This window comes from Cupriavidus campinensis, assembly GCF_905397395.1.
Lineage (GTDB): Bacteria > Pseudomonadota > Gammaproteobacteria > Burkholderiales > Burkholderiaceae > Cupriavidus > Cupriavidus campinensis.
Map to the genome: position 1 here is coordinate 1 of NZ_CAJPVH010000021.1, position 21,664 is coordinate 21,664.

General features: G+C 61.3%; 19 protein-coding genes and 1 tRNA gene. 11 read left to right on the top strand and 9 right to left on the bottom strand.

Going from position 1 to position 21,664, the window contains the following annotated elements; genetic code table 11:
- The 3 genes from KHO18_RS28745 to tsaD all read right to left on the bottom strand — a co-directional run.
- Positions 1–177 (bottom strand): helix-turn-helix domain-containing protein (locus KHO18_RS28745; RefSeq protein ID WP_211943414.1); only part of this gene is annotated, 177 nt, incomplete at its 3' end.
- An 83-nt stretch (positions 178–260) separates the two neighbouring features.
- Entirely contained in the window at positions 261–2,285 is a 2,025-nt protein-coding gene (locus KHO18_RS13870) for an alkaline phosphatase D family protein (protein ID WP_211943388.1), read from the bottom strand.
- A 108-nt stretch (positions 2,286–2,393) separates the two neighbouring features.
- Positions 2,394–3,437, bottom strand: coding sequence for a tRNA (adenosine(37)-N6)-threonylcarbamoyltransferase complex transferase subunit TsaD (gene tsaD / locus KHO18_RS13875; RefSeq protein WP_211943389.1), 1,044 nt, complete (start codon positions 3,435–3,437; stop codon positions 2,394–2,396).
- A 153-nt stretch (positions 3,438–3,590) separates the two neighbouring features.
- Here tsaD and KHO18_RS13880 point away from each other — a divergent pair, with 153 nt between their 5' ends.
- From KHO18_RS13880 to KHO18_RS13920, 9 genes are all read left to right on the top strand, one after another.
- Positions 3,591–4,844, top strand: coding sequence for a BaiN/RdsA family NAD(P)/FAD-dependent oxidoreductase (locus KHO18_RS13880; RefSeq protein WP_244844797.1), 1,254 nt, complete (start codon positions 3,591–3,593; stop codon positions 4,842–4,844).
- 125 nt (positions 4,845–4,969) lie between these two features.
- Positions 4,970–5,182, top strand: coding sequence for a 30S ribosomal protein S21 (rpsU, locus tag KHO18_RS13885; RefSeq protein WP_144199698.1), 213 nt, complete (start codon positions 4,970–4,972; stop codon positions 5,180–5,182).
- Positions 5,183–5,320: 138 nt separating this feature from the next.
- Positions 5,321–5,770: a GatB/YqeY domain-containing protein gene (locus tag KHO18_RS13890; protein WP_092290346.1), complete on the top strand. Its 450-nt coding sequence runs from the start codon at positions 5,321–5,323 to the stop codon at positions 5,768–5,770.
- 204 nt (positions 5,771–5,974) lie between these two features.
- Positions 5,975–7,816 (top strand): DNA primase, encoded by a 1,842-nt coding sequence (dnaG, locus tag KHO18_RS13895; protein WP_144199696.1) that lies wholly within the window; start codon positions 5,975–5,977, stop codon positions 7,814–7,816.
- Between the two features lie 222 nt (positions 7,817–8,038).
- On the top strand, positions 8,039–10,612 hold the full coding sequence (rpoD, locus tag KHO18_RS13900; protein WP_377732183.1) for an RNA polymerase sigma factor RpoD: 2,574 nt from the start codon (positions 8,039–8,041) through the stop codon (positions 10,610–10,612).
- Between the two features lie 9 nt (positions 10,613–10,621).
- Positions 10,622–10,700: transfer RNA gene (locus tag KHO18_RS13905), tRNA-Ile, on the top strand.
- Positions 10,701–11,023: 323 nt separating this feature from the next.
- On the top strand, positions 11,024–11,569 hold the full coding sequence (locus KHO18_RS13910) for a hypothetical protein (RefSeq protein ID WP_211943390.1): 546 nt from the start codon (positions 11,024–11,026) through the stop codon (positions 11,567–11,569).
- Positions 11,570–11,847: 278 nt separating this feature from the next.
- Positions 11,848–12,858: an AAA family ATPase gene (locus KHO18_RS13915; RefSeq protein WP_211943391.1), complete on the top strand. Its 1,011-nt coding sequence runs from the start codon at positions 11,848–11,850 to the stop codon at positions 12,856–12,858.
- A gap of 49 nt (positions 12,859–12,907) precedes the next feature.
- Positions 12,908–15,442: a S8 family peptidase gene (locus KHO18_RS13920; protein WP_211943392.1), complete on the top strand. Its 2,535-nt coding sequence runs from the start codon at positions 12,908–12,910 to the stop codon at positions 15,440–15,442.
- 78 nt (positions 15,443–15,520) lie between these two features.
- On the opposite strand, the gene KHO18_RS13925 is transcribed toward KHO18_RS13920, so the two are convergent.
- Positions 15,521–15,766 (bottom strand): helix-turn-helix domain-containing protein, encoded by a 246-nt coding sequence (locus KHO18_RS13925; RefSeq protein ID WP_211943393.1) that lies wholly within the window; start codon positions 15,764–15,766, stop codon positions 15,521–15,523.
- Between the two features lie 519 nt (positions 15,767–16,285).
- Here KHO18_RS13925 and KHO18_RS13930 point away from each other — a divergent pair.
- On the top strand, positions 16,286–17,008 hold the full coding sequence (locus tag KHO18_RS13930; protein WP_211943394.1) for a tetratricopeptide repeat protein: 723 nt from the start codon (positions 16,286–16,288) through the stop codon (positions 17,006–17,008).
- A gap of 277 nt (positions 17,009–17,285) precedes the next feature.
- On the opposite strand, the gene KHO18_RS13935 is transcribed toward KHO18_RS13930, so the two are convergent.
- From KHO18_RS13935 to KHO18_RS13955, 5 genes are all read right to left on the bottom strand, one after another.
- Positions 17,286–17,711, bottom strand: coding sequence for a hypothetical protein (locus tag KHO18_RS13935; RefSeq protein ID WP_211943395.1), 426 nt, complete (start codon positions 17,709–17,711; stop codon positions 17,286–17,288).
- 1 nt (position 17,712) lies between these two features.
- The gene (locus KHO18_RS13940) at positions 17,713–18,105 is read right to left on the bottom strand and encodes a helix-turn-helix domain-containing protein (RefSeq protein WP_211943396.1); all 393 of its coding nucleotides are present in this window, start codon (positions 18,103–18,105) and stop codon (positions 17,713–17,715) included.
- A complete protein-coding gene (locus KHO18_RS13945) occupies positions 18,105–18,329 on the bottom strand; it encodes a helix-turn-helix domain-containing protein (RefSeq protein ID WP_244844799.1) in 225 nt (74 codons plus the stop codon). Before KHO18_RS13945 ends, KHO18_RS13940 begins: the two co-directional genes overlap by 1 nt.
- Before the next feature lie 184 nt (positions 18,330–18,513).
- Positions 18,514–19,002, bottom strand: a complete 489-nt coding sequence (locus tag KHO18_RS13950) for a hypothetical protein (RefSeq protein WP_211943397.1) — start codon at positions 19,000–19,002, stop codon at positions 18,514–18,516.
- A gap of 104 nt (positions 19,003–19,106) precedes the next feature.
- Positions 19,107–20,429, bottom strand: coding sequence for a tyrosine-type recombinase/integrase (locus KHO18_RS13955; RefSeq protein WP_211943398.1), 1,323 nt, complete (start codon positions 20,427–20,429; stop codon positions 19,107–19,109).
- Positions 20,430–20,965: 536 nt separating this feature from the next.
- Here KHO18_RS13955 and KHO18_RS13960 point away from each other — a divergent pair.
- Positions 20,966–21,574 carry a glutathione S-transferase family protein gene (locus KHO18_RS13960; RefSeq protein WP_144199692.1) on the top strand — a complete coding sequence of 203 codons (609 nt, stop codon included), beginning with the start codon at positions 20,966–20,968 and terminating at the stop codon, positions 21,572–21,574.
- The last annotated feature ends 90 nt before the right edge of the window (positions 21,575–21,664 follow it).

Consider the following 21,664-nt stretch of genomic DNA (forward strand, 5'->3'; position numbering starts at 1 on the left):
GTAGGGATTGCGCTTCTTGCGCAGCCCGTCTTGGCCATGCTGGCGGTAGCTCGCCACCCAACGCTGCACGAGCTTGTAGCCAACTCCATACTGCGCCGCGATCGCCTTGAAGCCATCCGGCCCAGCCAGATACTGCCTTACCAGCTTGAGCTTGAACCGCTCATCGTACTTCGCCATGAAAAACACCCCAAAGGTTGGATGGGTGTCCAACTTTTGGGGTGCAGTTCACGAAGGGGCTTTTTTGCTACCTGCGCGGTGGATTAGAGGACGTTCACCGCCGGCGTGCCCGCCAGCACCTCCACCACCGTCGTGCTGGCCGTGGCCGGCTGCGCCGGCGCCACGCCATCGGCAATCGGCTTCAGCGTGTGGAAGCTGCAGCTGAGCTTGGCGGCCGTCAGCGTGATCACCGCGTAGCCCTGCGCATCGGTGTTCACGTGCTTGAGCCACGGGTTGAACGCGGACAGCGTGTTGTTGAACGTGTTCACCACGGCGCCGTTCTGTTCGACGTAGACCAGCGGCTTGGCGGCCGCGAACGCTGCGTCATTGTCGACCACGCTCTTGAAGTAGCTCTGGAACGAGTTGCTCGAGAGCCCCGCCGTGACCAGGTCGACCATGACCGGGGCCGGGGTGGCGGCGTCGTAGTCGTCCATGACCGGGCCGGCGAAGAACGCGTGGATGTCGCCGGTCAGCGCCACCACGTTGCCGATGCCCTGCGCTTTCAGGAACGCCATCATGCTCTTGCGCTCGGCGTTGTAGCCGTCCCATTGATCCGCATTGAGAATGTACTGATCGAGCAGCGTCACGGGCGGCAGCTGGGCGTTCAGCGCCGGGGCAATCGCAGCATCGAACACGGCGTTCGAGATGCCGGCGTTGGCCAGCAGCAGCGCCTTCAGTGACGCATAGGCGGGCGTCGGATAGGTGCCATCGCCCTTGGCGGTGGTCAGGTCCGTGACCAGCGCTGTGGTCATCGCGGCTTGCAGCGGCGCCAGCGCGGCGTTGGATTGCACCAGCCCTGTTGCAATCAGCGAGGCGATGGCCTGCGTGCCATCGATCTGCATGCGCAGCAGCGACACCTCGTTGCCCCACAGCTTCCAGGTGGTATTGGCGCTGTCCATCTGCGCCTGCCACCAGCCGCGCTGGGTATCGCCGAGGATCGACACGGGCGTCAGCGCGCCGGCCGCGGCGGTCATCTTCTGCGCCTCCAGGCCTGCGAGCGTGGCCTTCGGCACGAAGTAGCGGCTGCCAATCTCGCTGCCGGCAGCCTGTTCGGGGATCACGTGGTCGGCGCGGTACAGGCGCTCGTCGGTCATGACCAGCGTGGCGAGGTTGCCGAATGTGAACGCGCGGTAGATCTGGATGTTCTGGAACGAGGCATCGGCCGCATCGAACCTGACATCGGCCGGCATGAATTCGAACCAGGCCTGGCTGGCCGCGCGGCGGCGGGCGAGGCGCGGCGTGGCGTCGTCGGTGACGCTGTAGGTCTGGTGGTCCTGCCAGCAGTCGTCGGAGAACTCGTGGTCGTCCCAGATGGCGATGACCGGGAATCGCGCGTGCAGCGCCTGCAGGCGCGGGTCGCTGCGATATGTCTTATAGAGATAGCGGTAGTCGTTGACCGTCGTGGCGTAGCGGGAGCCGTCGTCGCCGGCGGTGCCGTCGGGCAGGCGCAGCTGCGTGTGACGCGTCTCGACCTTGCCGGTCTGGAACGCCGCGCCAACGGTCTCGTAGATGTAGTCGCCCATATGGACCACGAAATCGAGATCCTGCGCCACCAGCTCCTCCATGCCGGCCCAGTGGTTCACACTCCAGTCCTGGCAGGTGATGAACGCGAACTTCAGTTGCGACAGCGGCGTGCCGGCGGCCGGCGCGGTGCGCGTACGGCCCACCGGGCTGGTCTGGCTGCCGGTCAGGAATCGGTAGTAATAGGTCGTGGCTGCCGAGAGGCCGGTCACCTTGTTGCGCAGCGTGTAGTCCCACTCGGGCAGCGCCTGGAGCGTGCTGTCCACGAGCAGCGTGCTGAAATCCGGCTGCGCGGAGACCTGGAGCCGCACGTTCACCGGCTGGCCGCCGTTGCTGCCGTCCACGCGCGTCCACAGCATCACGCTGTCCGGCTTCGGATCGCCCGAGGCCACGCCTTGCTGGAAGGTGAACACCGGGCTGTTGTCGGGGGTGGTCGGCGGCGCCGGATTGGCGGCGGGATCGTCATCGCCGCCGCAGGCGGTCAGCCCCGTCGTGGCGACCGTTACCGTGACGAAGCTTCCCCATTTCAAGAATTTGCGGCGATCCATGAGCGTTTCCTCTTGTTGTCGATGTGATGTCGGAAACGCAAATTGTTCGGTCGCTGTGTGACCGCGATGTGTCCGATCGAGGATCGGACCTGGAGAATTCCTTCGACCTCAGGCCTCAGGCGGGCAGGCGGGCAGGCGGATATCGGCCAGATCCCAGCGGGGCGTGACGCCGTAGTCGTAGTCGTGGCGGGCCACCTGCGGCGCGGCCTGGAGCCGCATCGCGCCGGCAAACGCGATCATCGCGCCGTTATCGGTGCAGAAGGCGAGGTCCGGGTAGTAGACGTCCACCTTGCGGCGGCGGCCCATCTCGTTCAGGCGCTCGCGCAGTTGCTGGTTGGCGCCCACGCCGCCGGCCACCACCAGGCGCTTGTGCCCGGTCTGCTTGAGCGCGGCGAACGACTTGGCCGAGAGCACGTCGACGATGGCATCGACAAACGCGCGCGCGAGGTTCGCGCGATCCTGCTCGCACGGGTTCGAAAGCTTGCGGGTTTGTGTCAGCACGGCGGTCTTGAGCCCTGCGAACGAGAAATCGAGGTTGCCCGAATGAAGCATCGGCCGGGGCAGGTCGAACGCGCCCGGCGAGCCGAACGCGGCCATCCGCGACACTTCCGGGCCACCCGGATAGCCCAGGCCGAGCAGCTTGGCGGTCTTGTCGAAAGCCTCGCCGGCGGCATCGTCGAGGGTCTCGCCGAGCAGCGCGTAGTCGCCTACGCCCTTGACCTCCATCAACTGCGTATGGCCGCCCGAGACCAGCAGCGCGATAAACGGGAAGGGCGGCGGCGCGTCGGTCAGCAGCGGCGAGAGCAGATGGCCCTCCAGATGATGGACGCCGACCATCGGCACGTTCAGCGCGAAACCGAGCGCGTTGGCGACCGAAGCGCCCACCAGCAGTGCGCCGGCAAGCCCCGGCCCCTGGGTGTAGGCAATGGCGTCGATGTCCTGGCGCGTGCGGCCGGCGTCGTCCAGCACCTGGCGCAGCAGGGGCAGCACGCGGCGGATATGGTCGCGCGAGGCCAGTTCGGGCACCACGCCGCCGTATTCGCGGTGCATGGCGATCTGCGAGTGCAGCGCGTGCGCGAGCAGGCCGGCCCCGGTGTCATAGAGGGCCAGCCCGGTTTCATCGCAGGAGGATTCGATACCGAGGACGAGCATGAAAAACAGGAACGGCCGGTGCGATAAACGCGGAATTGGCGTCGATCGTGCCGGCAAGTGCGCATAAACAGGGAAGGACAGCAGGGTAGCACAGCGGCAGGCGGCGCGCCGGCGCGGCTTTTCGCTACAATCCACGCTTCTTGAAAGGCAGGTATGACAACAGGGGCGATGAAGGGCAAGGCCGACCGGTTCGACGTGGCAGTGCTGGGCGCAGGTGCGGCCGGCATGATGTGTGCCGCCGTGGCCGGGCAGCGCGGGGCGCGCGTGGTGCTGATCGACCACGCGACACGGCTCGCTGAGAAAATTCGCATCTCGGGCGGGGGGCGCTGCAATTTCACGAATCTGCAGGCAGGTCCGGCCAATTACCTGTCATCGAACCCACATTTCTGCCGGTCGGCGCTGGCGCGCTACACCCCGCAGGATTTCCTGGCGCTGATGCGCCGGTACGACATTGACTGGCATGAGAAACATCGCGGCCAGCTGTTCTGTAACAACAGCGCCGAGGACGTGATCCAGATGCTGCGTGCCGAATGTGACGCAGGAAGCGTGCACTGGCGCACCGGCTGCACCATCGACGAAATTCGCCGTGAAGGCGATGACTATCTGCTGCTGACCACGCAAGGCGCGGTGCGCGCCGGCGCGGTGGTCGTGGCAACGGGTGGTCTGTCGATTCCGAAGATCGGGGCCACGGATTTCGGCTACCGCATCGCCCGCCAGTTCGGGCTCAAGATGATCGATACGCGGCCCGCGCTGGTGCCGCTGACGTTCGACGGCCAGGCGTGGCAGCCCTTCGTGCCGCTGGCCGGGGTGTCGATGGAAGTCGATATCCGCACGGGCAGCGGCAAGGCGGCCGGCGCGTTCAAGGAAGACCTGCTGTGGACGCACCGCGGGCTGTCCGGCCCGGCCGTGCTCCAGATTTCCAGCTACTGGCGCCCCGGCACGCCAATCGAGATCGACCTGTTTGATGGCGAGGATGCCGCCGAGTGGCTGATCGGACATAAGAAGGGCAGCCGGAAGCACCTGGCGAACCTGCTCGGCGAGCGCCTGCCGTCGCGGCTGGCCGACGCATGGTGCGCGGCGGCCGGCTTGTCGGGCGCCCTGCCGGTGGCGGACCTGCCGGACAAGGCCCTGCGCCAGCTAGGCGACGCGCTGAACCGCTGGCGGCTGGTGCCTTCGGGCACCGAGGGCTACAAGAAGGCCGAAGTGACGATCGGCGGCGTGGACACGCGCGGGCTGTCGTCCGCCACGATGATGGCGCGCGAGGTGGACGGCCTGTACTTCATCGGCGAGGTGGTGGACGTGACTGGCTGGCTGGGCGGCTACAACTTCCAGTGGGCCTGGGCGTCGGCCGTCGCAGCCGGCGAGGCAGTGGCCGAAGCGTCACGTGGCGCGAGCGCTGTGGCGTAGCGGGCACGGTCCGTCCAGGCGGGGCCGATGCGCGTGCAGCGTCACAGGCCTTGCGCTACAATCGGCGCTCTCATCACGCTGGCAAGGGCTGGCAGCCGGCAATCTCTTCTTTCCTTTTTGGCCAAATGACGACGATTCGCCTCAAAGAAAATGAACCGTTCGAAGTCGCGATGCGCCGCTTCAAGCGCACCATCGAGAAGAACGGGCTGATTCCCGAACTGCGGGCGCGAGAGTTTTACGAGAAGCCGACCGCCGAGCGCAAGCGCAAGCGGGATGCTGCGGTGAAGCGCCATTACAAGCGCATCCGCAGCCAGACGCTGCCCAAGAAGCTCTACTGATCGCGCCTTGCGTCAGCTCCGAACCCGCTGCGGGCATGGCTCCGGCGGGTTTTTGCGTTATGGTCCAATAATTGGTCCGGGCGACGCCGCGCTGGCGCGCGCCCGGTTGCTGTCCATCCATTCTTTCGGAAATCTGCCATGTCCCTCAAAGCCCGCATCAACGACGACATGAAGGCCGCCATGCGCGCCCGTGAATCCGAGCGGCTCGGCACCATCCGCCTGCTCATGGCCGCCATCAAGCAGCGCGAGGTGGATGATCGCGTGGAACTGGACGACGCCGGCATCACCGCCGTCGTGGACAAGATGCTCAAGCAGCGCAAGGACTCGATCTCGCAATTCGAGCAGGCCGGCCGTACCGACCTCGCCGACAAGGAGAAGGCCGAGGTGGAAGTGCTCACCGCCTATATGCCGGCGCAGTTGTCCGAGGCCGAGGTGGCCGCCGAAGTCCAGAAGGCCGTGACGGAGTCGGGTGCGGCCGGTCCGCAGGACATGGGCAAGGTCATGGGCCTGGTCAAGGCGCGCCTGGCAGGCCGGGCCGACATGACGGCCGTCTCCGCGCTGGTCAAGGCGGCGCTGACGGGGAAGTAATCGACGGGTTCAGGGTGTTGGCGTGGCGTTGGGCGAAGATGCCGTCAGGTTGGCGGGTCTTGGCGATGAAAGCCCGGTTTTTCGGGCGCCACGTTGCATCTGCACTACAATGATTCGATAGCCACCGGGCGACGTTCCGGTCACGCATTCACAGAAAAGCGGTCGCCAACACGGCAGGCCGCCTCCATCAGGACGGTCAGTCGGGTGATTCCGCAATCCTTTATTCAGGACCTGCTCAACCGTGTCGACATTGTCGATGTGGTGGGCAAGTATGTGCAGCTGAAGAAGGGCGGCGCCAATTTCATGGGCCTCTGCCCGTTCCACAACGAGAAATCCCCGTCGTTCACCGTGTCGCCGACCAAGCAGTTCTATCACTGCTTCGGCTGCGGCGCCCATGGTTCTGCCATCGGCTTCCTGATGGAATACTCTGGTCAGTCCTACCCTGACGCGGTGCGTGAGCTGGCGCAGTCCGTGGGGGTGACGGTGCCGGAGGAGCGTGACCGCCTGCCGCCGGCGCAGCGTGCCGAGCAGCAGGCCAAGTCCGTGGCGTTGTCCGACGCCATGACGCGCGCCACCGAGTTCTATCGCAAGCAGCTGCGCGGTGCGCCGCAGGCTATCCAGTACCTCAAGGGGCGCGGCCTGACCGGCGAGATCGCGGCAAACTTCGGCCTGGGCTATGCGCCGGACGACTGGCAGGGCCTGGAAGCCGTCTTTGGCAGCTATCGGGACGACAACGTGGCTGCCCCACTGGTGGAAGGCGGGTTGCTGATCGAGTCGAGCGATAAGCGGGACGCTGACGGCAAGCCGCGCCGCTATGACCGATTCCGCGACCGCATCATGTTCCCGATCCGCAACACTAAGGGGAATGTGATTGGCTTCGGTGGCCGGGTGATGGGCCAGGGCGAGCCAAAATACCTGAACTCTCCTGAAACGCCGCTCTTCAGCAAGGGAACGGAGCTGTACGGCCTGTTCGAAGCCCGGCACGCCATCCGCGAAAATGGCTACGTGTTGGTGGTGGAAGGCTATATGGACGTGGTGGCGCTGGCCCAGCTTGGCTTTGCCAATGCCGTGGCCACGCTCGGCACCGCGTGCACGACTGTGCACGTGCAGAAGCTGTTGCGCCAGACCGACGCCGTGGTGTTCTCGTTCGATGGCGATTCAGCGGGCCGCCGCGCGGCAAGACGGGCGTTGGAGGCATGTTTGCCGCACGTTGCCGACAACAAGACGATACGTTTCCTGTTTTTGCCAGCAGAACATGATCCGGACAGCTATGTGCGGGAAGAGGGCACGGACGCCTTTGCCCGCCAGGTGCAAACCGCGATGCCGCTGTCGCGCTTCCTGCTCCAGGTAGTCACCGAGGAACAGGACCTGCGCCAGCCCGAAGGCCGCGCCCGCGCCCAGTACGAGGCCAAGCCGCTGCTCCAGTCGATGCCGGCTGGCGGATTGCGACTACAGATCGTGCGCGAACTTGCCGATGCTACCGGTACGACACCTGCCGAGATCGAGGCCGTGTGTGGGTTGGGCAGCGATTCGTCGCGGGTGGGGCGTTTCGCCCAGCCGCGGCCACGCGCGCGCCGTCAGGCGCCCACCGGGCTGGAGCAGCGCGTGATTCAGTTGCTGATGAGCTATCCGTCACTCGCCAGCCGTCTCGATGCCGATACACGGGCGCTGCTGCTGGATAGCACAAGGCCAGAAGCCGAAGTGCTCGCTCACTTGGTGGAGGCTTGCGATGGCCTCCAGGGGGCGGTGAACTTCGCGGCTTTCAGCGAGCACCTGGCGCAAACGCCTTATGCCGAGGTCTACGCCGGGGCCCGGACGGCGGTGCTCAAGGAAGAAATCGAAGAGGAGCCGGCGACCATGGAATTCGACGGCGCCATCCACAAATTATTGGCAGAACCCTTGCAACGCGAGCTGGAAGTGCTTCAAAAGGCAGTTTCGGCCGGCGGGGCCAGCGAGGCGGACAAGACCCGCATGGTCTGGCTGGTGGCCGAGGTGCAGCGCCGCCGTCAGCTCGGCTTGCGGCCCGCCACGACCGATGGGGCCTGAGCCGGCAAGGGTTGGACAGGATGCGGCGGAAAGGTGAAATGGGGGCTTGAGTGCACAACGGTGGGTGCCCAGACGGGGATATCTGGCGCTTGTCCGGTGCTTAAGCCTTGATTTTTCAGGTGAAAACCTTACCTGAGTGGAAGCCGGGTGTTGGCAACGTGCTACAATGCCCGGTTTGGATTGCGAAATCTCTCTCCAGTACTGGCGAAAGTGAGCGTGCCAATGGCAAAGGCCAAAGCAACCGAAAGGGTAGCCGATAAGGCGCCCTCCAAAGCTCCCCAATCAGGGAGCGGCAAGGCGTCCGTGAAAACAACGGCGGCGAAGACTTCGACCGCGACAGTCAGGACGACAACAGCCCGGTCTGCGCCAGCAAAGCCCGCGCACGGTGCAACTGCACCGGCAGGGACCACTTCCGCCAGGAATCGCACATCCGAAAAGACAAAGCCCTCGACTTCGGCACGCGAGAGCGGCGAGAGCGCCAATACGAGCGGCAAGCATCATGCCGCTTCTGCACCCGTGAAAGGCAAGAGTATCACCGTGGCGAAACAGCAGAATACCGAAGTCGAGAGCAAGCGTGCGGCAACGACGGCCAGCACCCGGAACGGAGCCGCCAAGACTGGCGCTGCCGCCGTGGCGCCCAAGGCCCGTGCCGCGACTCCCGCACCCGTTGCATCCGAGCGTCCCGCTGCCCCGGCCGTCAAGCCGGAGCCCAAGAAGCGTGGCCGCAAGCCCAAGGCCGAGATGCAGCAAGACGACAGCACCCCAGAAGACGTGACTGAAGAGTTTTACGAAAACGACGCGCCAGCGGCCGCCGCACCCGCCGCTGCGCCCAAGACCGAAAAGCAGAAGGCCAAGGACCGCAAGGCCAAGGAAAAGGCGCTGCTCAAGGAGTTCGCCTCGACCCAGCAGGGCACCGAGGAGGAACTCGAGGTCCGCCGCCAGAAGCTCAAGGCGCTGATCAAGCTCGGCAAGTCGCGCGGCTACCTGACCTACGCGGAAATCAACGATCACCTGCCGGACGACATGGTCGATTCGGAAACGATCGACACGCTGGTCGCCACGCTGAACGACATCGGCATCGCCGTCTACGAGCAGGCGCCGGACGCCGAAACGCTGCTGCTCAACGACAACGCGCCGTCCGCCACGAGCGAGGAAGAGGCTGAGGAAGAGGCGGAAGCCGCACTTTCTACCGTCGATTCCGAATTCGGCCGCACCACCGACCCGGTCCGCATGTACATGCGCGAAATGGGCACGGTGGAGCTGCTGACGCGCGAGGGTGAAATCGAGATCGCCAAGCGGATCGAAGCCGGCCTGAAGGACATGGTCATGGCCATCTCGGCCTGCCCGGTCACGATTTCCGAGATCCTGGCGCACGCCGAGCGCGTGGCGAACGACGAGATCAAGATCGACGAGTTCGTCGATGGCCTGATCGATCCGAACGCCGACGAAGTGGCGGAAGCCCCGGCTGCGGCCGCGGCGGCAGCCGATGAGGAAGATGTCGAGGCCGACGAGGAAAGCGATGGCGACGAGGAAGACGAGGACGACAGCGCTGCTGGCGGCGCGGCTTCCGCACGCCAGCTGGAAGAACTGAAGCAGAACGCGCTGGAGAAATTCCGCGTGATCGCCGAGCAGTTCGACAAGATGCGCCGTGCCTTCGAGAAGGAAGGCTACAAGTCCAAGCCGTACGTGAAGGCTCAGGAAGCGATCCAGGCCGAACTGATGGGCATCCGCTTCACCGCGCGTAACGTGGAGCGCCTGTGCGACACGCTGCGCGGCCAGGTGGACGAGGTGCGCAAGCTCGAGCGGGCGATCCTGAACATCGTCGTGGACAAGTGCGGCATGCCGCGCTCGGACTTCGTCGCCCGCTTCCCGGGCAACGAGACGAACCTGGACTGGATCGAGACCGTGGTGGCCGACAGCAAGGGCTACAGCACGATCGTCGAGCGTAACGTGCCGGCCGTGCACGAACTGCAGCAGAAGCTGATCGACCTGCAGGCGCGCGTGGTGCTGCCGCTGAAGGAGCTGAAGGACGTCAACCGCAAGATGTCCGAGGGCGAGAAGCGCGCCCGCGAGGCCAAGCGCGAGATGACCGAGGCCAACCTGCGTCTGGTGATCTCGATCGCCAAGAAGTACACGAACCGTGGCCTGCAGTTCCTGGATCTGATCCAGGAGGGCAACATCGGCCTGATGAAGGCGGTGGACAAGTTCGAATATCGTCGCGGCTACAAGTTCTCCACGTACGCCACGTGGTGGATCCGCCAGGCCATCACGCGTTCGATCGCGGACCAGGCGCGCACGATCCGGATTCCGGTGCACATGATCGAAACGATCAACAAGATGAACCGGATTTCGCGTCAGATCCTGCAGGAAACGGGCAACGAGCCCGATCCGGCAACGCTGGCCGAAAAGATGGAGATGCCGGAGGACAAGATCCGCAAGATCATGAAGATCGCGAAGGAGCCGATCTCCATGGAAACGCCGATCGGTGACGACGACGACTCGCATCTGGGCGACTTCATCGAAGACACGAACACGCTGGCGCCGGCCGAGGCCGCGCTGCATGGTTCGATGCGCGACGTGGTGAAGGACGTGCTGGACAGCCTGACGCCGCGCGAGGCCAAGGTGCTGCGGATGCGTTTCGGCATCGAAATGAGCACGGACCACACGCTCGAAGAAGTGGGCAAGCAGTTCGACGTGACGCGTGAACGGATTCGCCAGATCGAGGCCAAGGCACTGCGCAAGCTGCGCCACCCGAGCCGCTCCGACAAGCTGAAGAGCTTCCTGGAAGGCAACTAAGCCCTCCAAGGGCCTCTAGCTCATGCCTGGTTAGAGCAGCGGACTCATAATCCGTTGGTGCCGTGTTCGACTCACGGGAGGCCCACCATAACTTTAAAGGGTTTGCAGGTTAGTGCCTGCAAACCCTTTCGTGCTTTTTGCTTGTTGTGTAGGCATCTTGTAGGCAAATGCGTCAATTGACGCTGCCTAGTCCACGACTTTGCCCAACGGAGATGGTGGGAGCTTATCTCGTGCCCTCCTCATCGCCGATCGCGAGCTCGGGACTTGGCGTCTAACATCGGAGGGGGCGTGATGGGGGGGGATTGGACGGTCCTAAATAGCCTTATTCCGGCAATTTCGGGGTTGGGAGGCGTAGCGCTCGGTGGATGGCTGACGTCTAGGCGCGAGGTAGGCCAGGAGGAGCGGCGCAAAGTGCGGGAGACCTACTACCTTGCAGTATTGGTCAGCACCCACCTTGATCGCTTTGTTAGTGAGTGCGTCTCGGTTGCGTTTGATGATGGCACCAGCATGGGGCAACCCGCTGGCGGAGATGGTCAATATGAGACGACTGTAACGACGCCTCACTTTGATCCCCTCTCCATTGAAGTTGATTGGAAAGTCCTGCCGCAGGACTTGATGCATGCGATTTTGCGGTTGCCATATAAGGTTGAATCGTTGAATAGGCACATCTCGGCTGTGGGTGAGTTTGATGACCCGCCCGACTACGCTGAGTTTTTCTGGGCGCGTCAGTATGGGTATGCCGGTCTTGGCCTAGATGTGGTGCAGTTGTCTAGAACCTTACTTTCCCATGTTGGTCTCCGGCCCGAACCGATGTCTTTTGATAAGGACTGGTCTGCGGAACGAGGTCTGAGGGACAGGAAGGCGGTACTTGAAGAGGCGCGTGCCGCAAGTCAGGCGCGCTGCGGCACTGGGTTGACAGGAGACTTTGTACCTTCCGACGTGGGCAGCGAGAAATAGGTCTTCGTGCGGCCTTGTAATGATGGCACCCAGGGTTGGGGGCTCGCCGACATTAATCGGCGTGTGGGTCAGTAGGCGGGATACGGTCTCGCAGAGGCGTCGGATGAGTAGAAGTCGAGGTAAAATCAACTGCTTATCGCAGAATTTGGGTCCAGAAACGTCGCTCTATGAGCGACCTCAATGGGTGGGGTTGAAGTGCTCTTCCGATAATTGGAGCGCTTGGCTATTCAATCCGGTAGGGCAAGGGCGCTTTAGTAACTCGAAAAAAGGGGGCGAACATGTCGGCTAAGCAAGTTCTAGCACTCCTGAGTTCGCACATCGATGGGGACGAAGATCAACTTTTGTCCATCGCGTTGCAGATTGCCGCGCAGGAAGCCCGCCAAGGCAGGCCCGAAGATGCTGATAAGCTTAAACGATTGGTCCAGAAGGCGAGGGACCAACGCAGAACCGGTAGCGCTGCGTCTGGGCAGACGCCCATCCCCTTAGCACGGCCAAGGGGCGAATTACAGGGATTGGTTGAGAGTACCTATCCAAAGGTTTCGCTTTCGAGCATGGTGCTGTCAGACGAGATTGCTAGGCGTCTCGGGCGGATAGTGCGTCAGCAGCAGGAGCGAGCCACGCTGCGTGAACATGGTCAGACTCCAGCTACACACATGCTTCTGGTCGGCCCCCCCGGGACAGGCAAGACAATGACTGCCTCAGCTCTAGCCGGAGAGTTGCGCCTGCCTCTCTTCACTGTACGTCTGGAGTCCTTGTTCAGCCGGTTTCTAGGCGAGACTGCCGGTAAGCTGCGTGTGCTTTTCGATCAGATTGCTAAGACACGTGGGGTTTATCTGCTCGATGAATTCGACGCTATTGGCGCTCGTAGAGGTGATCCAAATGACGTCGGTGAAATCCGCCGCGTGCTAAATTCTGTTTTGGCGTTCATGGAAGAGCCTAACTCCACAGATAGTCTTGTGCTGGCGGCGACAAACCATGTCGAGATTCTTGATGAGGCCTTAGCACGTCGCTTTGATGAAGTAATTGAGTATGCGTTGCCAGACGCTGCCTCAGCGCGAGGAATCATTGAGCGACGGTTGGGAAAATTCAAATTTGTCAGTAAATTCTGGGTTCAACTTGCACCTTCACTTGAAGGTCTTAGCCAAGGTGAACTTGTCCGTGCGGCGGATGAGGTAGTGAAGGATGCCATTCTCGAAGGTGAGTCGCGAGTCTCGCCTAGCGCGCTCCGAGATGCTTTGGAAAATCGGAAGACGTTAAAGGGGAAGTTTCGTCGTCACTCCCCGCGATAAGTTGGCTCAAAGTAGGATCGATCAAACCCAGAAGAATCCGTAGGAACTTATGGCGGTCCAAAAAGAAACTGATACTAGAAATCACCCGCATATTCCGATCAATGTCTACCGTGAATCAACGGCCTATGAATTTCCTTCCCGAGACTTAACTCGCAGGCCGCTTCGCCATGACTATGCTGCCCACGCGCAAACTCTCCTTGAGCAACTTGCCTCGGCGCTTCCTGACTCCGGTGCCGATCAGCGCCTTACCATTGAGGGGTTAAAGCGCGGAAGGATTGTAGAGGTTCGAACTGCTGCACCAGCTGAGAATTCCCGCGCCAAGGCTGTCAAAGTGCCGCCTGCCCTAGAGTTTCCGACTCAGGATGTGGTAGTACTTCGCTCAAAGCGAAATGACGATCGCACCGAGAGCGCTTTATTGTTTGTGCCCGATGCTGCGCGAGCCTATCTTGAAAGGCGAATCACACGTTACGGTAGGGACCCGGGCAATGGGCGTCGTCCCGATGTAGAGCGTTTTGAGGTAATTGAGCAAATTCGAGCAATAGAGGTGCGCTCCCTCTTTGCTGGCGATGTGGATCTGAACGCTCCCGATATCGTGTGGTGGGAAGTGTGGGTTCGCCAATCAAATGAGTTGGCCGATCGTATTGTGGCCGCAGCTCGGAACGCGAACTTGGACGTTCATGAAGATCGCCTTCTATTCCCCGATACTACTGTACTGTTTCTTCACTCGTCTGCGGCATCGCTCTGTAACTTCGTGACGAGCGTACCGGGCGCCGTTATGGAAATCCGTCGGTCGACGGGGACTATTGAGCCCTTTCTGGAGCGCGGCCAAATGGGGCTCAATCAGCATGATTGGGCTAACGACCTGGCAGCGCGCGTAGTCCCTGCGCCGCAGGATTCTCCTGTGGTTTGCACTCTCGATACAGGTGTTGCCGCAGCACATCCATTGATTTCTCCTGGCCTTCGCGGTGCATGGGCATATGATCCAGAATGGGGTGCCGACGATCACTATCCTCAAGGGGGGCATGGAACCCCGCTTGCCGGGCTGGTTCTTTATGGTGACCTAGAGCCACTTATGAACGACGTGCGACCAGTTGCGCTGACGCATGGCGTTGAATCAATGAAACTTGTGCCGCCACACGGCTTCCCCGTCACAAGGCCGCCGAGCTATGGCATTGTCACTCAAGGGGCCGTTGGTTCGGTAGAGGCTGAACAGGCGAAAGTCCTGCGTAGCTTTTGTCTTGCCACTTCGACAACAGATTTTCCGTCGATCCGCCCGTCGACATGGAGTGGCGCAATTGATCAGATTGCGGCCGGAGCAATGCCCGGGGACGTGGAGCAGGGGGTTGCAGCTGCTCAGCACCCGAAACGCTTACTCGTTGTTGCAACGGGGAACGTAAGCGGTGGAATGGCGGTGGACGTCTTGCCCTTGCAGTCATTGGAAGACCCTTCGCAAAGTTGGAATGCGTTGACAATCGGTGGATTTACCCGAAAGGAGCAGGTCCCCAATCCCCCGCCAGTCCTGCAAGCTGCTGTGCCGGCCAACAACCGAAGCCCGTTTAGTCGAGGGTCGCAATCTCTTCCGTCAGACCTCGCGCCTATCAAGCCAGAGGTCTTGTTTGAAGCGGGTAACATGGTCTCGGACGCAACTGGTTTTTGTGCTTGGGGTCCATCTGTATCGCTTCTCTCGACAGGTTCAGATGTGGTGGCGGAGCCTCTAGTGCCATTTTGGGCTACTAGCGCAGCGACGGGTATTGCTGGACATTTTGTCGGTCGTCTTCAGGCGGCACATCCAAACCTTTGGCCGGAAACACATCGCGCGCTAATCGTTGATTCTGCACGATGGCCGGAGCCCATCCGTAGGCAATTCATTGGGCGTGGTGCTCATTGGAAAACTGGCACCAAGGCAGAAAAGCTGCGGCATCTTCGTGAATTCGGGTACGGCGTGCCAGATATCGAGCGTGCTATTTTCTCTGCCCGAAATGACGCAACTTTGCTGGCGGAAGCCGAGATTCAGCCCTTTGCCGTCGGCAAGGATGGTAGGACCGGTGTCTTTAACGAGATGCACTTTTATGACCTGCCTTGGCCAAGGGCGGCGTTGGAACGACTCGAAAACGAAATCGTAACGATGAAGGTTACGTTGTCATATTTCATCGAGCCGAACTTGACGGGAAAGGCTGCTACGCGTCCTGATACCTATCGCTCCCTGGGCCTTCGTTTCGATATGAAAAAGCGCGGGGAGTCCGATGCTCGTTTCCGCAGCAGAATTTCGGCTAACCAGGCTAAGGATGGAATTGAAGCCGATGGCGAAGCAAGCTACTGGTTGTTGGGGCCAAAATCAGTTCAAGCGGGCTCACTTCATTGCGACCTGTGGCGGGGTCGCGCAATCGAACTAGCTGGCCACGATGCCATTGCGGTCTATCCGGTCGGGGGCTGGTGGAAGTCGCATGTCGGCCAGAGGCGCATTACCGACAAGGCACGCTATGCGCTCGTGATATCGATTTCGGCGCCCGGGCAGGAAGTCGATCTTTACTCGGAGATCTCTGCCCAGGTGGAGGCAAAGCAAATTGAGGTCATGCTTGGCTAAATGGAGCGATCCACGTTGAGGGTCGCTTGCCGTAGTGCGAACGGGGCGTTGCCCCGTTTTTTTCTGGATGGCGGGGAGTCAAAGGCCTGCTTGTGAAAGTAGGTTTGCCGGGGAGATACCAAGCGCTCTGGCGATTCTGAGTAAATTCAATACCGTAAGGTTGTGTTCCCCGCGCTCTATGCCGCCGATGTATGAGCGATCCATTTCCGTGGCTAGCGCTAACTGCTCTTGAGATACGCCAACGACCTTGCGGGCGGCACGTACCGTCTTGCCAATAGACACAAGAGCAGGATCGCCAGCATGTTTTGGGGAGGGTTTCGCCATGCGCCAATGTTCACCATTTGACGGATGCGATACCACGGGATAAGATACCCAAATCAACATCAATCAATGCATGGCAATTCGGGCGGGTTTGCCGTGGCTTGGATCCAAAATTAGAGTGGAAGTAACTTCCGAGCGAAGCACCCGTAGATCTGGATGGGAAATCGAGATGCCGGCGTTCACTTATGGGGAAGCAGGATGCGGCACTATGGGCTCATTGGGGTTTTGGCGCTTACGGCGCTTGGTGGATGCACGTCATGGCATCACACCCGAATTACTGATAAAGCTGTTGCTGACAGGCAGTTCGTACAAGACGACGGTTACTGCGTACGTGCGTCGCACGGCTCCGTACCTGTGCCCCAAGTCAAATACAACGACGTATCCCCTTGGTCTTCTACTGCGATCGTTCAAGGCTCCACATACAATGCGGCAACTGGCAATACGAGCTACAGCACATATAGCGGCCAAGCAGTTTCCACTCCGTCCCCAGGCGCCGCATTCGCCGGGGGGATTGCCAACGGCATGAATATTGGGGCTGCATTCGCGGCGTCGCGTGCGCAAGAACGAATTTACAAGGCTTGTATGTACGCGCAGGGTTGGTCAGATAGTTCCAGGCCAAAAGATCTTCCAGCCGTACCGCCATCCTCGCGTTCACAATCCAATGCCATCGTCCCGCAGACTGAAGACGTAGCGAAGATTTATGCGACCCCAGAAGCGGCGTGGTTGGCGGATGTCGACGAGTTTCTTACCGTCTATCCGGCGTACAGAGTCCAGCCGCTCTATGGCCGGCTAAATGACTTGGTAAAGCGAATTGCCTTGGAGGACTCCCTACGTGAAGCCACGGGCCCACAAATTCTTCTCGCGGCACACGATGCTCTCGTGCAAAGGGGGCAAGGCTCCGCTGAACCAGAGGAAGGGACTGCGGAGCGTTACGTGACGCTGCTGTATCGGGATGCGGCGAGCAATAACGTTGCTGCCCAAAATGCTCTTGGCACGGGGTTCTTAAAGGGTTGGAATCCGCTGCCGCAGGCGCCAAAGCGCGCAATTTTCTGGTTCCAGCGATCCGCACTCGCAGGTAACCCGATGGGCCAAACTGGCTATGGCGTCATGCTCTTCGAAGGGAAAGGTGTTGAGTCAAATCGGGAGCAGGGATACCACTGGGTAAGTCGAGCCGCTTCTGCCGGTGATAAATCAGCAAAGGAACTGCTCGGTCGGCTACAGGAGCAGATGACGCGAGATCGATAGGCCGCCCGTGTGCGCGGGCCGTGTGGGGTGGAGTATTCGGTCTCAAGGTTCACTCTTGGTTGTGCAAGAGCATCGTTTTCGTCCCCCGATACTCCCTCGATCTCCTGCCAATGCAGATGGCAGTGTGTGCTTCTGCTTAATAGGTCGACAGATGGCATTTCTAGAGGGTCACCGTCTGGCGGTATAGAGAGAGGCTACGAAATAGACGGAATTGCACCGCCTCCCGGAGCAGCGGGAGGTAAGCCTACGCCGTCGGCCGGTGCAATTCCGGAGCCTTCTATACCGTCTCCCGGTGTAAGGACGTCAATTTCACATTGCGGTAGGCGCTCCGCACAAAGCCAGCTTCGGCGCCAGCATCGTAACCATTCAGTTTATCGAGCGCCCACCATGTTGCGGCGTACCAGCTTGCCTTGTGTGGTCGGCATCCCTTCACAGTCTCGTATATCAACCTCGCTTCCAATAGTTCAAGCTTTGCCCGGTTTATCGTGTCGTTCGACGACCACCCGCGCTGTTTCAAATGGGCGAGGGTAACAATCATCCGCCCGTTGTCGTCGCCGTGATACTGGCGTGCGATCTCCATCATCAGGGCCTTTGCAGGGTGCGAAAGGCCCTGGTAAGCAGAGCTGTCCAGAACTGCCCAAGGGATCGCAGCAAAGCCGCCAGCATCACGGTATGCGCGGCGGCCTTTCTTCTCTCTACCCACGCTAGCCTGCCTGGTGCTGTCGGCGTTGCTCCGCGCGCTTGCCGTTCACTTCAATGACCCATGCGCGCGCGCCATTTGCCAGCGCCACTTCGCGCGCATCCTCCGATACCCAGTATTCAGCGACAAGCACGGTCCGGCCGTCAGCGGTGTGCTTCTCAATGTCACGGCGTTTGATCTGCCAGCCGTAGTCCATCTCGAGTGCATGCACCACGGCCGCAAGGCGAGTTGTGCTTTGGCCGAACACCGCGTCAAGGTTTGTGAGGCGGCGGCCTTCGATCAGGCGGGCCAGCACCTCAGCCCTGACTGTGTTGGTTTTCAAAGGGAGGCGGCCGGATGTAATATCAGGTTGTTCGTTCGCGCTCGTCTCTGCTTCGTAGGGGCGGGCGTTTTTCATTATTCGGCCCCGTTCAGCAGCTTTGCCAGGTCGGCTACGCGCCATGCAAGACGACCATTGATGCGAACAGGACGGATGGGACCATCGTCCAGGCAGGCCCATTTGCGCAGGGTCTGAGGGCGGCGGTTGATGATCGGCGCCGCCTCGTTGGTGGGCAGGGTATCTCGGCCGTTGGCAATGACGCGTAGGCCGTAAGGGATGGGTTGAATGGGAGTAGTGGACATTGTCAGCACCTCAGTACCATGCCTAGTTCGGCGGGTTTCTGAGGTGCTGGCAACCTGCTGAGATTAGGCGCCAGCGCCGCAGAAACGCCACCGGGTTCGGCGTTATCTCTCAGCGTTGACGATTCTTATGGGCTCGGTTGGGTCTGGGAATGCGCGGTGGCGGCCAGCGGCTAGCCTGTGGCAGCTAGCGGCTATGTGGATCGGGGGTGTTTCGTAGGGCTTTCCTTGCAGTCTCGAGGGACATCGCAAGGTCCTCGTGCTTACGTGCAGCGCATTCAGTTCGTGACTTGTACTTGCCGGTTGCCCATGCGGCGCGGATAGCTTCTGCCTTCTCCCTCGATCCTTTTCGCTGACTGTGGAGGCTTTCTGCCCCTCTTTTGCCGGCAGCGGATAAATGGTTGCTGAGCAGTTTCGTTGCTGCTTTCTCGGCTAGGCTGGCGCCCCGTTGTCGCTCCAAACCCAAAAGCACAAGCAAGGTAAACGCATCGTCAATAGGCTCTCTCAACAGTTCATCCGATATCGCGCTGAGTCGGTTCTCGCGCAGCATTTTGGATATTGCTTCCGCTCGATCGCTTGCGCCAAACTTGCCAATACCAATGGCGGCGGCCAACTGTGCGTTTGTCACCGGTTTGCGTGGGTCTTTGCCACCCGCCTTCTGAATGTCCTTGCTCATTGCGCTCCTTCTCACGCAAACCCTCATGAGGATGCCCCCGCCGAGCCAGTGAAGGTATCCGGCTTTTCCATCCGTCGATGTAGGCAGGGGCGAAATGTTGCCGGTCAGGCGGCAGTGATGACTCGCAGGCCGGGTTTGGCTTGTGCCGAGTCGAATGCAACTCCTGCTTGTTTGAGAATCCATGCCTCAATGCGCTCATGGTGTAGGCGCAATAGGTCTAGGGGGCGCACCGTGTAGTGCTTCTCCGCGGTCGCGCTGGGTTTGTGCCCCATGATTTGCGCTACCACGCCGGTCGGGCATTCCAGCCACTCGGTAAGGCTGCGAAATGAGCGACGCAGGCCGTGCAGAGTCAGGCCATCAACGCCTGCGACTACGCAGGCGCGTCCGTGCTGCTCGTGGGGTTTGCTGATGGGCTTGAGCGGCTTGTCAGTATTGGCCACGGCGCTGGAGAACACCCATTCGCTGCGGCGGGGAAGGGCATACAGCAGGGAGGCGACATACGGCGTTAGCGGGATGGTGCGCTCGCCTTCCACCTTGTCGCGGATGGTCAGACCCCGCCATCTTTCGTTCAAGTCCTCCCAGCGCATTTTCAGCACCTCGCCTGGTCGCGCGCCGGTCAGCAGCAGGGTTTGCAGATAGGCTGCGGTCACGGGGTTGGAAAGCTGGCGCACGGCGGAGAACCATCCGGCAAGTTGCTCGCGCTGCAAGGCGTCCTGTTTCGCGCCGGCCGTGCCTAGTGCCTCGCGGCTTTTCTTAGTCTTCGCCGGGTTGCCTTCCACGGCGCCCGCATAGGCTGGCTGCTCAGCACACCATGACAGGAAGCCTTTGAGCAGGCGCCACGCCAATCGGGCCGAGGCCGGGCGTTTCTTGCCCTCCCGTACCGCCCACGCTTCCACGGTGGGCGCATCCAGCTCGCACAGCTTTATGCTCATGAGTGGGTAGAGCGGGCCGGCGATGGTGACGCCGCGCCCACGGGTGCCGCGTACTGCGGGGAGGCCGCCCTGCTGGGCCTTGGCAACGTGGTCGCTATAGTGGCGCTCACCCCAATATGGGCGACGGTCTTCCAGATATGTGTTCCAGGCTTCGTTAACGGTGACGGTCTGCACGGCGGCGGCTGCGGCACGAGCCTCATGAGCAGCACGGGCCTCGGCTTTGACTTCGCGCGGGTCCTGGCCGGCGTCAATGAGCGTCTTGAGGCGTGCCGCCTCGGTTCGGGCTTTGCCCAAGTCCCACGAGCGTGGATCGCCTATGGTGACGCGCACTGTCTTGCTGAACAGGCGGGACTCGAATACATAGGCGCGGGCGCCAGATGCCGTGACTCGCAGCCCCAAGCCGGGCGCCTTCGCGTCCCAATATAGCGTCTGGGTCTTGCCCGGTGCGCACTGGTAGCCGGCAATCCGGCCGGCGGTGAAGCTCTCTTTGCTCATTTCCCGATTTCCCCGTATCGGCCTACGTGAGCCTCCATGTAGGCGTTGTGTAGGCGAATTATCGGAACATTAGGGAATGTTGGTCAACTGCCTGTGGTGCTGAATCTTCCCGGAAACCCTTGTGGTAGCGCGCTTCGTAGGGTCTCCGGGCATCCTCGGAAGAATCGAGGAATGGCACTTAGCTAGGACTCATAATCCGTTGGTGCCGTGTTCGACTCACGGGAGGCCCACCAACTTACGTGGTAGTAAAAAGGGGTTACGGTTATGCCGTAACCCCTTTTTTTTGTACGTCTTAGCCCACGACCGCTGGCAGCCGGAACGATGCCACCGTCGTTGAACATGGCGCAGCTTGGTTGGTGTCGATGACGCCTTTAACGGTCGCCAACCTGATCCGCTGAAGTCCCGATTGACGATGTCGACAAAGGTCGACAGGAATTCAGTGGCGTCCTACAAAACCGTTGGCATCCGCACATGCCCAACGCATCATATGGGGATAGCCATCTCCCTATTGATGTCCTTCCTCGGAGCGCAGAAACATGAGACTGATCGGCATGCTCGATTCCCCCTACGTGCGGCGCGCGGCCATCTCGCTGGCGTTGCTCGACATGCCGTTCCGGCATGAATCGGTATCGGTGTTCAGCACTTTCGAGCAGTTCCGCGCGATCAATCCCGTGGTCAAGGCGCCCTCGCTGGTCTGCGACGACGGCATCGTGCTGATGGATTCCTCGCTGATCATCGACTACGCGGAAGCCGTGGCGGGGCGCAGTCTCATGCCGTCTGAGCTTGGCGCGCGCCAGCGGGCGCTGCGCATCATCGGCCTGGCGCTGGCCGCATGCGAAAAGGCCGTGCAGGATGTCTACGAACACAACCTGCGCCCAGCCGAGAAGCAGCATCAGCCCTGGCTGGACCGCGTGGACGGGCAACTCGCCCGCGCCTATGCGCTGCTGGAACAGGAAATTGCGACGCGCGCCGTGCCGGCCGATGCCAGCACGCTGACTCAGGCAGACGTGACAACCGCCGTGGTCTGGACCTTCACGCAGGCGCTGCTGCCGGGCAAGGTGGCGCCAGCGCAACATCCGTCGCTCGCGGCATTCACCGCCGCGGTAGAGCAATTCGACGTTTTCCGCAATTGGCCACACGCCTGAAGGCGCACCCGTCCGGAGGTGCGATGCCCCACTAATTTCCCCACAAATGGGTGATGTCGGCGGAGGGGCCTTCGCGCAAGATAGTCCCGG